The following is a 13,412-nucleotide window of genomic DNA, read 5'->3' on the forward strand; positions in this document are numbered from 1 at the left end:
ACTACCAGTCATTATAGACAATAATCCAACGGGTTGCAGGTTAACTTATCATCATTATCTAGTGGGAGAATATAAAAGAAAATCTAAGGAGTCACTTCTTTATATCACTACGTGGCTGTTTTTAATAAAACCATAAACAGTCTATAGCCTGACCACCTCATACTGGCTAAATTCGTCCGTGACAAACAACCTGTGCCCCAGACGCAGCGGGGTTTGTTTCGTGTTAACGCGCATGATGACTCTATCATCCGTCTGAAAGTAGGAGGTCGGCACTATCAGGGTACCCGTGGTTTGTAGCTGCTCGTTGCTACCAACAATAAACGCTGGGACAAAATGACGACCACGCGTTTTTCTACCTTCTAAACGCACTCCACAAGCCACGAGCTTATGTCCCAGCACTTGCCACTCAATCATTGGACGCTTAGTATCAAGATTCAACCAGCGCACGACCCCCAGTGTCCAATCAGTTGGTGTGATCGGGTCAGATCGGCAAACTAAAAACAGACTCATCATGTATAGTGGTGGCGGTGCCGTCGTAGCCCCATCATTATCAACCACCACAGCATTAACCTTTTCGTTGCGGCGCGGCTCTTTATTCAGCACACCTGTGTCACCCACTACGACATCAGCACAACTTGATATTGTCTGTAATACCCCTTTTTTAACAGCCAATCCCCTGTCTGATGTTTCTGATAATTGTAGGGTACGAAACACGGAGTTATCACCGTGACCATCAACAGCTTCGCTGATGACTACGTCAATACTGGCTTGTTTCTGACTAACGGTATCGTAACGAGGGCGCTGTTCTTCCGGCAGCTGCTCCGTAGCAATCAAGCTTGCAAAGCTGGGCGAACAACTCACACGGTAATGAATGTTGTTAAAGCCTGTAACCAAAGTAGCCGCTCGTTTGGCCTGAGTCTTAGCCGCTTGCGTGAATGGTCGCTGTAAATATCGATAAGCGATCATCATCGATATTTTATTTAACAAATAACACTCAACCCCTTCGCTGTTCTCACTACATAAGGCCTTTATACGGGATTCAAAATACTCAACCATCGGTACCAAGTCTATAAATAAACAGTGGCAGCAATCGTCGTATGGATTGATATCGGAATTGGCGGTCAGATAGGTGGGCGGATGATTACCTTGCAAGTCTACAAATACCCGTGTCTCAGTTTTTGGCTCTATCGTTGCGACGAGGTGCTTGGCCCAGTCAGGTAACAAACGTTGTGCGAGTAGGATATGCGGACGACGCATGGCACACATATTTAACAAGCTGTGCAAACAAATTTGGCAGTATAACTGATGTATCGTGTTAGCAGCGTGGGTGACTATGATCCCAGTTGCTCTCACATCAATGTCAGCTAGATGGTACTGATAAGCAAGATGGTACAGCTGATTGATTTTTGACCATAAGTAAGGTGAGGCGGCTTGATAGCAAATCGCATCTTCACCCAGTAGTTTTTGGTACATTAGCAGTGTTTGGTAAATAGCAACAGCAAGCGTCATTGATGCCGGCTTATCGGTCTTAAAGTAGCGCTGCCAGCCTTTGTTTTTGGAGGGTTTGCGCTGAGATTTTAGCCGTGCTGTTTTATGGCGTATCACTGTGTCATAGACCATAATAGTGAGATAGTACAATGACTTTGTCTGAGCCACATACGCTAACTGAGCATCACTGAGCGCTCCTGTTTCGTAAATATAGTACTGCCGTAGCGTGGCAATCAGTTGGTCTGAGGCTGCGATCACCGCCGCTGTGAGTTTAAGACGTTGCTGCTCGTCTATATTGGTCCCGCGTAATATCGTGAGTACTTTTTCTAAGTGCTCAGCTTGTCTCGCTTGTGTTTGTGAAGGTAAGGTGGTCAACAACTTGAGCAAATAATGCGCTTGGCCATTGACCGACTGATTCGTGGAAGGGGATAGGGATTCTGGAGCAGATAGATACGCTTGCAACGTCGATAAAGTGATCATCAGTATTCCTAGTAACTAGGGCGTGACCTCATTTTAACCTACAAATGAGACAAATTTTAGTCATAACATAAGGTTTGGCTACTCGTAGAGAATACTACTGTTGAACCCGCGCGCCTTACAACCAAACTGATCTACCTACTTTCTAATAACCACTCTTTGTTTACTAATTTTCCAATATAACACAGCGCTCTTATTAAGTGTCACTGTAAATATCAATCGGCACCTTAAAAGGTCTATTGGGCAGCTCTCTTACCAGCTTAGGTACTAGATAGCCGGGCAGTGCCGCCAGCAATGACCAATAGAGCGCAACTGCCGAGCGCACCTCGTGATCAAAGTGAGCTGCACCCGCCACTTTGTCTAAGACGTGCAAATAATAAGGCAGCACCCCAGAGGCAAACAAACGCTGGCTCAATTGTGTTTGAGCCTCAACGCTGTCATTGACCCCTTTTAATAAAACTGCTTGATTGAGCAGAGTAACGCCAGCTGCCCGAGCGCGCTGTAGGTACTGTGCCGTCATGACATCGATTTCATTGGCATGATTACAGTGAATCACCATCACAATATGACAGCGGCTTTGAGAGAGGCGCTCCAATAGTGCCTCGTCTAAACGCGCTGGAATGACCAGAGGCAGACGAGTGTGTAGCCGAACTGTGGTGAGTTGCGGAATGGCCTCTAGCGTATCTAACCAGGCAAATAAACGCCTGTTTGTTACATTTAATGGATCGCCGCCACTTAAAATCACTTCATTAATCTCAGGATGGGCGGTAATGTAGTTAATGATATTCTCTTTCGCATCCGCCGTTGGCATATTGGCACTGTAGTCAAAATGCTGACGAAAGCAGTAGCGACAGTGAATCGCACAAGCGCCCGTAATAGTCAATAACACTCTCGACTGGTACTTATGAAGCATCCCTTTTACTGGGTTTTGCGTGTTCTCGCTTAGGGGATCCGCCACATAGCCCGTCACCTTGATTTGCTCACGTTGGTCTGGCAAAACCTGTTTTAATAAAGGATCATTACGATCACCAATGGTCATTTTTGCCACAAAATCGCGCGGTACTCGCAGCTCAAAATGCTTAGGCACATAAACCTCTGCGCGTAGGGATTCGAGCTGTAGGATGCTTAGCAGCTCATCAACGGAGGTAATGGCTTCGGATAATTGCGTTTGCCAGTTTTTTTGTGTGATTAAATGGTTTATCATGACAGCCTACTATCTGTGCCTAAAAGGCGTTATTATACGCCCTTACGGTGTACCCTATCAAAGTATAGCCGTTACCTTCTAAGCACTTGGCGTAACCACAGCATTTTGTACAGTAAGCACGACCTATCATCATATTTACAACCCCTAGGAGTTTCTTGTGGCAAGTTTTTCTACGAATGAATTTAAAGCTGGTCTAAAAGTTATGCTCGATGGCAATCCTTGCGCCATCCTTGAAAACGAGTTTGTCAAACCTGGTAAAGGCCAAGCCTTTAACCGCGTCAAGTTGCGTAATCTTCGTAGTGGTAAAGTATTGGAACAAACGTTTAAATCAGGCGACAGCTTAGAGGCTGCTGACGTGATGGATACTGAAATGAACTATCTATATAATGATGGTGAGTTTTGGCATTTTATGCATCCAGAGAGCTTTGAGCAAATCCAAGCGGACAAAAACGCGATGGGTGATGCGCCGCAATGGCTAAAAGAAAACAGCAATGCCCTATGCGTTATTACCTTATTCAACGGCACGCCTTTATCAGTCACCCCGCCTAATTTTGTTGAATTACAAATCACGGAAACGGATCCTGGCGTGCGCGGTGATACCTCTGGCGGTGGCGGTAAGCCTGCTAAGCTAGAAACCGGTGCGGTAGTACGTGTACCTTTGTTTGTACAGCAAGGCGAAATTGTACGTGTCGACACTCGCACTGGTGATTATCAAACTCGCGTCAACTAATCACCTGTAAACTATAGCATCGCCTTTAAACAATAAATGGCTGTTCTCTAGTTCTCAATAAAAAAGCGGAACCACGTGATAAGTGGTTCCGCTTTTTTTGTACGTGGGGCGGTCACTATGGACGCCTCTTATTAAGAGCACTTTGCCCCTATTCTTCTGCTGAGGATTGTTTTTGGATCAGCCAGTATTGAACCAACGCATTCAACTGTTCTTGTTTAAAAGGCTTGGTGCAATAATCCTGCATGCCAACGTTTAGATATTTTTTGCGCTCGCCATCCATCGCATTGGCAGTCAAAGCAATAATGGGCGGTAGTGTCTGGGGATCGTAGAGTTCATGCAGTTTGATTGTGGCCTGTACACCATCCAAAATTGGCATGTGATGGTCCATTAAAATAAGGTCATAGCGCTCAGGAGACAAAGCAAAAATCTCAATGGCTTGTTGTCCATCCGTGACATGAGTGACGGTATGACCACTGTTGTTTAGCGCTTTTTTAGCGATAATCGCATTGACCGTATCATCTTCAACCAATAATATGTGCCCCGCACGCTCATGGGTGGGCGCAATGATGGACAAGTCGTTTAAGCCTTGCCACGCCTCATATTGATGCTCATCGATAGAAGGTAGCGGCAATAAAACACTAAAAGTCGTACCGACCCCAACTTTGCTATCTACATCAATATATCCCCCCATCAAATCAACCAACGATTTACACACAGACAGCCCAAGACCAGTACCGCCATAGAGCCGGTGGGTGAATTTATTTGCCTGATCATAGGCATCAAATATCGCCTCCAATGATTCGGCTTTGATACCCACCCCCGTATCTGTGACTTCGATACATAAGGTCATGGCTTCGTTAGGCACACTAGTAGTCGTAACTTTACCCGAACTGCTTTTTTGAGCGCTCGTAAACTCATACTCTTTAGAACGTTGATCATCATGATCTTCACAGTGGCAGTTGGGCACGTGTTTGACATCGATACTCACTCGCCCACCTTCACGAGTAAACTTAATGGCATTATTGACAAGATTTGCTAGGATTTGTTTGAGGCGTACTGGGTCTCCTTGCACATAAGTCGATAACGACTCAGTATAGTGGTAGTCTAAAATCAAACCGCGCTGACGGGCTTTGACCGCAAAGAGGCTGACCACCTCATTGCACAATGCAGACAAATTAACTGGCACAGAATCAATGGTCATTTTTCCCGACTCTACTTTCGATAAGTCTAAAATCCCATTGATAATGGCCATCAAATGCTCATTAGACACTTTGATATTATCCACGTACTCTTGTTGTTCACTGCTAAGTGTAGTCTCCCCTAGCATCTCTACCATACCAATAATACCGTTCATTGGGGTGCGGATTTCATGACTCATATTGGCCAAAAAATCTGACTTCATCTCATTGGCATGTTTAGCTTCGCGCTGCTTATCCTGTAATTGCAAGGCATCGGCTGCCATCATCGCAAATTGAGCCAACACCTGCGCTTGTTGGTCATCAAAGTGATGGTTCGGCTTCATATCCATCACACATAAAGAGCCTAAACGGTAGCTTTTATTGTTCTCATGCAAAATGATGGGCGCGCCCGCATAAAACCGCAAATAAGGAGAGCTTGTCACTAACGGATTTTGGCTAAAACGACTGTCTTGTGCTAAGTCTGGTACTATAAAAACCTCGTTAGAGAGTACCGTATAATTGCAAATAGCGATTTCACGCGTCGTTTGGCACACCCCATCAAGTCCGAGGGCAGATTTTAAATATTGGGTATCTTCATCCATGAAGGAGATGGCAACGACTGGCGTGTCAAAAAACAGCTTTGCCAGCGCAATAAGGCGCTCAAAAGCAGGCTCATCATTGTTATTGAGTACCCGATACTTCCTCAGCTTATTAATGCGTTCTTCTTCATCTACCGCTACTGGGTAACTGTGTGTAGGTGAGTTAAACATAGACAAGATAGACTCCATTAAATAATATCAGGCGCGCAGCCTCACACCGTCTGTTTTATCAGCAACTGTAACGCTTCACTCACCATCATCATCGCTACCACGGACGTAACAACGACTGCTGAGCCATAACCGCCACAATGCAGGCCACCTGTTTGGCAGTGTTTATCTACGCGCGGCGGCTCTACAGAATACACACATTTGATACCAAACTTTTCCTTTAGCGTGCTATTGATGCCTTTTTCATGGCGTAGCTTATTCCGTAGTTTGGCAAGCAGTGGATCTTGGTAACTCTCGCGTAAATCGCTGACCCTGATCTGAGTCGGGTCTGTTTTGCCACCAGCCCCGCCGGCGCAGACCAGTTTTAGTTTATTAAAACGGCAATGCAAGGCAATGGCGAGCTTAGCATGCATATCATCGACACAATCTAGCACCACAATAGGCCTGCCTTCTGCTGCAGCGGATTTTGCTTCATGACGACTGGGCAATAGTCTCTCTATATTGTCTACCGTCAAAAAATCATCAATTAAGTTTAGGGTTACCTTTGGGTTAATCTCACGCATACGCGTTGCCATCGCTGCAATTTTGCTTTGGCCAAAAGTACTGTCTAGCGCTGGTAGCTGCCGATTGACGTTAGAGGCCACCAACACGTCCAAATCAATCAACGTAACCGTACCGACTGCCGTTCGAGCCAACGCTTCAGCTGCCCAAGAGCCAACGCCCCCTATGCCAATAACATAGACATGGGCGGCGGCAAAAGTATCCACTGTAGAGGCGCCGTAGAGTGTCCGTGTTCCTTGGAAACGGCGTTCATACTGCTCACTTTCTGCAGTTGTATTGGTATCTTGCATGACAGAAGCGTCAGTGTCGACAGGTTCTGTCATTGGTTGGTCAAATGGCTGGGTTTTACTCATCACAGATTATAGGCTCTTTTAGATTGTGTTGATTACTCTGGTTCTGGTTGTGAGGGCTTTCGTTACTACTTCATTCGCGTTTCAATGACTCCAAACAAGTGGCTCCTAATACATCACGTTTGGTAGTATCCGTTATTGATAGTGATAGCAACGCCTAGGGAGAATAAGCCCATGTCGTTTGCAAAGCGTTGCAACTGTTGTGCCATAATTGTTCAGCCAGAGTAGACGGTGGTACATCAAGTAACTCACTTAGGCTCAGCACCACCCACGCTAGATTGGCTGGTACATTTCTATTATGTACTGGCGTAGCTCGCTCCTCATTGGCCGGACTGCTGCCAAGCACTGATGAATCCTCCTCTTTTGTCTGACACATGATAGGCGTCATATCCGGACAGTCGGTTTCTATCACCAAGCACTCGATACCATAATTGTCAACGGCTGCTTGAATAGCGCGACGCAGTTTCTTAGCGTTTGGGTTGGTGACTTGACCAGTAACCCCAAGCTTAAAGCCCAACTTCACAAACGCCTTTGCTTCTTGCTCGCCGCCACTAAAACTGTGAGCGATCCCGCCCAGCTTATGGGCATCATAGTCATGTGCTTTTAGTATGGCCAATGCTTCTGCGTGGGCCTTACGAATGTGCAACATCACTGGCAGCTGATAAGTCACTGCCATATCCAACTGCGCCTTAAAAAAACGCTCTTGCTTGGCAAACATCTCCGGCGTTTTCATAACATCAGTAAAGGTGTCTAAACCAATCTCACCGATTGCGAGCGGCCGCTGCTCAGCAATCATTTTTGCCATCTCTGTTAAATGGTCTTCGCGATGCTGTTCAATATAAAAAGGATGTAAACCCAGCGCAATATGAATGTTGGTATGGGTCTGATCTTGTCTGTTAGCTTCTAGTGTAGAAGATGGCAACCGCTTATTCAGTAATTGCTTCGTATCGTACATACGCTCAAAATGCCGATATAAATAACCGACTAATACAAGGTGTCGCACACCCTGCTTATAGGCCTGCTGTATGAGTTGCTCTCTATCATCGTCAAACACTGGGATATCCAAATGAGTATGAGTGTCGATGAGAGGATAAATATCAGGCGGCGTCTGTGTAGACACGGTAGATAAATCGTTAGGGGTCATGGTTAGACTCCAAATTAATATTTTTTCACAAGGTGAGGCGTTATGTGAACCACAAAACCGTCACGGTCACTAAAGGCGTTTTTTCTACGCCGCTATTTAGCTGTTCTTTGCTCACTATTAATGATGTTACTTTTGGTTTTTACAGTGTTTTTGTCAGATAAGTTGATATCAGCTTTTTGGCTGCTACGCCGAGGAATCACCAATAAACCTGTGGCAATCACCCCTAAAATCAACCACTTTTTTGTATTAGGATGGCTTGTCAACGTCTTCACCTCTACCTTTATATCATTATCTATAGGATTTATCAGCAAGTGTTCATCATCAATGCCTAACTAGTAGCTAGTATACGGGGAAATAAAAAGTACTGTGTTTATCTGTGTTATCAATACGCAAATCAAGACGCGATATCACTTACGTTCAAGGCGCCTTGTCACATTACTCCGTACTTTCAAAGGTGGTGGCAAGAAGAGACGGTCATTTAATTAAGGTAGCATGAAACAGCCATTTGTTGAGGTATTAACGATTCAAAGGATAAGTGGTTATGCCACTACTTGGGCTATCCACTTTCGTGAAGCCCTGAGGGGCGGCTTTTGGTGTCTGATCGCGCTTAGGAATAAGCGGGTTAAGCGGCATCAATTCATAATCCGCACTGATTTTACCATCCCAGCCTTCTGTACCACTCAATGGCAGTTGTTTGATCGTACCGTTTTTATCAATGACCAACTGCAGTACGCGCATCTGATTGAACTTGCGCTCAGTGACACTAGCGACCGCCCCGCCATCTCGAAGGATGGTTGGCTGTAAAAAGATGATTAAGTTGCTTTTTTGCGTCGTATCATTGTCAGAGCGAAACAGGCGGCCAATGACGGGTACATTACCCAAGCCCGGAACTTTTTGTTGACGTGTGGTGGTGTTGTCACGCATCAACCCCCCGAGCGCAATGGTCTGCTGATCATCGGCTAAAATCGTTGTGTTAATAAGGCTTTTATTGGTGATCAAACCACTCGCGTTGCCCGTACTGCCAGGGACAACCGACGAGACTTCTTGCGAGACCTCCAAACGAACTGTGCCATTGTCACCAATGTGCGGTATGACATTTAGGTTAATACCAATGTCTTGACGGTCAATGGTCTGAAACGGGTTATTTGAATTGTTGCCACTGGTGGTAAAAGAGCCAGTAACAAAAGGCACGTTTTGCCCAACCAAAATGCTGGCTTTTTCGTTGTCCAACGTCAAAATCGATGGCATAGACAACAGGTTTGCACTGGTAGAAGAATCAAGCGCCTGCAAGATAGCCCCATAAAACTGGGTATTCCCTTGGCTGTCTTTGCTGCTATCACCGATACCAATTAACGCCCCAGCTATCGAGCCTGCTGCTGCGCTGATGCCGGCTGTACCTCCACCTGATAAGGCAGCGGCGGCAAGGGAGGCGGCACTTGCCCCCACATTGTTAAAGTTTATCACCCCATAGCCACTATTGGCATTGCCTAGCGCCCATTGCACGCCAAGCTGGGTTGCATCATCACCTGAGACTTCGACGATAGCGGCTTGAATCAATACTTGCGCTCGGCGATTGTCTAACTGATTGACCGCCTCTTCAATCTCAAACATCAGCTCAGGTGCCGCATTGACGATGATGGCGTTTTGCGTTTCATCAGCGATAATACTAAAGGGACGGCCACCCACCCCTGTACCCGTACTATTTGCGCTTGTGCTGGATGTCGCTGAGGTCGTAGCACTACTATTAAGGGTACTAGCATCATTAGCTAAAGCCGCTCCTGTACTACTCGCATCGTTCAGTGACGCCGACTCTAACGAAGAGGTGGCACCCTTGCTATTAATTGACTGATTGGCAAGCAATCCACGTAGCATTTCTGCAATATGACCGGCACTGGCATATTTTAATCGAAAGACGCGCAGACCACTTAACCGTCTTGTGGGCGTGGTATCTAACTCGTTGACCATTTCTTGAACTTTAGCAATCATCTCAGGACTGCCTTTAACCAACAGCCTATCACTGGCCGTATCAGCAATCACCTTTAGCTGATTACCCCCTTGTGCCTGACCACCAGCAGCACTTGCTACCAGTGAGCTGATCAGATCCATCATACGCTCAGCATCGACATGACGCAGTGGTATCACACGCAAGCTATCATTAACATTACTGTCTAGATCCCGAATAAGTGCTGTCAGCTGGTTAAGACTGTCTGCACGATCGGATAACACCAGTGCATTGACTCCAGGCACGGCAGCGGCATGAGCGGACTGCGGCATCAGTGGTCTAATAACACCCAACACTTCGGCAGCTTGGGTATTGGTCAAATACATAACGCGGGTTGCCAGAGCCTCCCCGACACTGTCACCGCGCAAATCTACAGCGACGCCTGATTGCTTAGCAATATTGTCTGGTACCAGTTTAATAGTGGTTCCCGACTCGATTGCGGCCACCCCGTTCACTTGCATCACACTCAAAAACAGCTGGTAGATCTCATCACGGGACAAGGCTTTATTGGAGATCACCGTGACATTGCCATTGATACGTGGATCAAGGACAAAGTTTTGGTCAGTAATGGTGGCCACCTCATTGATAAAGGCTTTGATATCAGCGTCTTGTAAGTTAACCTTCCAACTCTCAGCACTCGCAAGCCCTATACTGGCGGCCCATAATGGCACGGCTAGGCAAAGAGGGCGACACAGCCGCATCAGACGCTGCAAAACATGGTGCAAAGGCGTGACTGAAAAATTATGAAAACTGACCATATGGATGATTACCTACCGTGATGATGCTTCGTATGTACTGAGTTTATTGTGTGCTGAAATGACTAAGCGCTCGCCCGCTTGCCGCAGCACGAACCCACTGCTTATTTATTTAACATAGGAGCTGTCAGCAGTTTATGGGGTTTAAAACTGCTGACGAATGGTAATAACTTGCTCGCCACGTTGCACTTCTATTTGCGCTTCACCTGCTTGCTGTACCTGTTGGAGTACCCCAGCATCCTGTGCAGGGTTATTACCCACACTCTGCCCATTTACGGTTAGTACCTTATCACCGGGTTCAAGCCCTAGGCGGTTACGCAGTTTAGAGGGCATGGCCGCTGTGACTTGATAACTTTCCCCTGCAGCCATCACCCCCATTCTACTCAGATAACTGGCTGGATTTTCTTGCAATGCCGTGACCGCCTCTTCAATAGCCGATTGCGGATTGCTTTCACTACCTGTCTCGGTCGATTCAGTCCCAATATCTTGCGCGGGCTGAGGAGCGGTCGGTAGCATGCTGGTATCTGGCAAACGCTGGTTACTCACTGCGCCTGCTAGCATCGCACTTTGGTCTAGGGGCATGGCTTCTGGCATGCTAATGACGGTTTGCTTATCGTTCGCATCAGCGATAATAACCGAATTCCAATCGACAGCGACAAGCGTATAGTGACTGTCTTTTAAGTCATCACCGATGCGATAATTTTTTACCTCACCATTGACGTCTAATAATGCTGAAGACAGGCTCTCTGGTATGGCCAATAACACCCCTTTTAAACCCACGTTAGGCGGCGGCTGCACAGCCGCCGTGACAGGATCGGGATCAGAAAAAATAGCGAACAAGCCACTGTAGTCTTTGTCAGAGGCAGAGCTGCTTTGTAAAGGCGCTAATGGCAATGCGGGGGCTAATGGCGCAGCCAACAATAACCATAACAAACGCGCTGCGGTCCAGCATAACCAAGCAATGGCTAATAACAGCAACCAGCCTGAGCAGCGGTTAAGGATATTAATCAGGGGTTTTACACTGGTGGCAACATTCATCATCTAGCGTGTCCCCAGCCCACTTAGTAGCGGCTGCCGGACACTGACGACTGGCGTATCTTGCGGCGCTTGTCCTTTATACTCAAGCATATTTTCTAACAGACGCTGCGTCAAACTGACATCTAGCATATTGTCGCCGTCGATATATAAGTCTCCTAAGCGCTTATCTTGGTTATTTAACAGATTGATATGCAACAGGTTTTTATGGTTCTTTTGTTCCACGCTAAGCTCAGCACGCATCGTAGGCATCGTGATATAAAAGACCTTATTACCGCTAGGATACCCCATTTCACCGCCAACCCATGTCAACTGACCATCCGCTTGACTAAATTCAGCGATTTTTTTGTCTGCGTCGTTGTTTTCTGCATTTGAGCCAGACTGGCGTTTTAGCGCGACGTTATTGACCTGAATCGGCGTATTGGGCAATTGCCAATCAACCACACGGGCTAACGTCTCAGGGGCAATTTTTCCGCTCATGTCATCTACTTGCCACGAATTAAACCCTATTTTGACTTGGCCATTGAGACGGGTTTGTCCTGAGTGGATATCGACTTTTGCCCCCAACTTACCTAATAACAGCTGCCATGGCTGCCACGACCACTCAGCCGTACCTGTAAGCGCTGTCGCTGATAAAGGTACCTGCCAAATGACTGAGCCTTGCCACACATTACCAGACACGTGCTGTACATAAGGCGTATTTGGCGCATACTTCTCAAGGAGCCACACCGCTGGCATCTGTAACACGACAAATAGCGCAAACAATACAAACCCAACTAGCCACCACAGCTTACGAGGGCGCTTATGAGACGACGCAGATATTTGAGGCACGATGGCACAACTCTTATATAAGACAAAAACGTCATTATCATAACAAACAATGGCCTATAGATGACAGAAAAAAAGCCAGTATCTTTTTACCAAAATACTGGTAATAAAGATACTGGCTTCTGTCTACTGATAAGCGCTGGGGCGGATTACAATACCGCTTAATACTTTTAAATAAATCCCTAGATATCAGCCTAAAAAGCAACGCAGCATGTGCAATCTTGCACGGCTAAATAAGCCGTGTTAGACAGCAAAATCTTCAAGATCACGACCGGCTGCTAGAGCGTCGACCAACCACGTTGGCTTGCGACCACGGCCAGTCCACGTCTCTTCGTTATTATTGGTATTACGATATTTAATACTGCGTTTTTTCTCTAGCTTTTCACCAGCTTTTAAAATCTCTTCGATAGTCGCATTGCTGTCTTCGGCAATTTGTTCAAACTGCATGTAAGCATCATACAAGCGCTGATGTTGTTTTTGAGCGATAAGCTGCTGGGCATTTTCGGTGATGGCGCGTAGCTCATCAACGTTTAGACTGTCTAAATCAATTGCGTTATTTTTGCTCATAGTGAATCCAACTGTAAAATAAGAGAGATAACCTTAATAGGCATATTGTTAACTATTAAGAACTAAGAATTGCTCATTCATCATTCATTAAACAGAATGATAGATTTTGTGAATGAATGTCTTTTTTGTGGATAAAAATAGGATCAATCCTAGTATTCGTAGGCGCAGACAATATAAACAAAAACAGATATTAAAACAATAACCCCACTCTCAACTTCGAAAGTGATTGAAAAAAGAAGAGCACCTCACTAATCTATTGTTTTCGACCAAGAATACAATGGAGTTGTGAGATGCCCATAGACGAATTTATCATCAATATCTATTTA

General features: G+C 46.0%; 11 protein-coding genes. 1 reads left to right on the plus strand and 10 read right to left on the minus strand.

Translation table 11 applies throughout. The annotated features are described in order from the left end of the window. Positions 1-141 precede the first annotated feature (141 nt). Both DVY93_RS10720 and epmB read right to left on the minus strand, forming a co-directional pair. Positions 142-1,968 carry a hypothetical protein gene (locus DVY93_RS10720; RefSeq protein ID WP_230710720.1) on the minus strand — a complete coding sequence of 609 codons (1,827 nt, stop codon included), beginning with the start codon at positions 1,966-1,968 and terminating at the stop codon, positions 142-144. Between the two features lie 193 nt (positions 1,969-2,161). After that, positions 2,162-3,169: an EF-P beta-lysylation protein EpmB gene (gene epmB, locus DVY93_RS10725; RefSeq protein WP_230710722.1), complete on the minus strand. Its 1,008-nt coding sequence runs from the start codon at positions 3,167-3,169 to the stop codon at positions 2,162-2,164. Between the two features lie 157 nt (positions 3,170-3,326). Between epmB and efp the strand changes: the two genes are divergently transcribed. Next, positions 3,327-3,899: an elongation factor P gene (efp, locus tag DVY93_RS10730; protein WP_193005443.1), complete on the plus strand. Its 573-nt coding sequence runs from the start codon at positions 3,327-3,329 to the stop codon at positions 3,897-3,899. A gap of 148 nt (positions 3,900-4,047) precedes the next feature. Here the strand turns inward: efp and DVY93_RS10735 are convergent, their stop codons facing one another. From DVY93_RS10735 to DVY93_RS10770, 8 genes are all read right to left on the minus strand, one after another. Beyond that, on the minus strand, positions 4,048-5,847 hold the full coding sequence (locus DVY93_RS10735; RefSeq protein ID WP_230710725.1) for an ATP-binding protein: 1,800 nt from the start codon (positions 5,845-5,847) through the stop codon (positions 4,048-4,050). Positions 5,848-5,888: 41 nt separating this feature from the next. Next, positions 5,889-6,695: a tRNA threonylcarbamoyladenosine dehydratase gene (locus DVY93_RS10740; RefSeq protein WP_230710740.1), complete on the minus strand. Its 807-nt coding sequence runs from the start codon at positions 6,693-6,695 to the stop codon at positions 5,889-5,891. 217 nt (positions 6,696-6,912) lie between these two features. After that, positions 6,913-7,899 (minus strand): TatD family hydrolase, encoded by a 987-nt coding sequence (locus DVY93_RS10745; protein WP_230710727.1) that lies wholly within the window; start codon positions 7,897-7,899, stop codon positions 6,913-6,915. A gap of 92 nt (positions 7,900-7,991) precedes the next feature. Further along, positions 7,992-8,162 (minus strand): hypothetical protein, encoded by a 171-nt coding sequence (locus DVY93_RS10750; protein ID WP_230710729.1) that lies wholly within the window; start codon positions 8,160-8,162, stop codon positions 7,992-7,994. 253 nt (positions 8,163-8,415) lie between these two features. Beyond that, positions 8,416-10,659, minus strand: coding sequence for a type II secretion system secretin GspD (gspD, locus tag DVY93_RS10755; RefSeq protein WP_230710731.1), 2,244 nt, complete (start codon positions 10,657-10,659; stop codon positions 8,416-8,418). Between the two features lie 141 nt (positions 10,660-10,800). After that, positions 10,801-11,697, minus strand: a complete 897-nt coding sequence (locus DVY93_RS10760) for a type II secretion system protein N (protein WP_230710732.1) — start codon at positions 11,695-11,697, stop codon at positions 10,801-10,803. After that, positions 11,698-12,522 (minus strand): type II secretion system protein N, encoded by an 825-nt coding sequence (gene gspN, locus DVY93_RS10765; RefSeq protein ID WP_230710733.1) that lies wholly within the window; start codon positions 12,520-12,522, stop codon positions 11,698-11,700. Positions 12,523-12,762: 240 nt separating this feature from the next. Next, positions 12,763-13,086, minus strand: a complete 324-nt coding sequence (locus DVY93_RS10770) for an H-NS histone family protein (RefSeq protein ID WP_198333923.1) — start codon at positions 13,084-13,086, stop codon at positions 12,763-12,765. Positions 13,087-13,412 lie beyond the last annotated feature (326 nt).

The sequence above is a fragment of the Psychrobacter sp. CCUG 69069 genome (genome assembly GCF_021023115.1).
In the GTDB taxonomy this organism is placed as follows: domain Bacteria; phylum Pseudomonadota; class Gammaproteobacteria; order Pseudomonadales; family Moraxellaceae; genus Psychrobacter; species Psychrobacter namhaensis.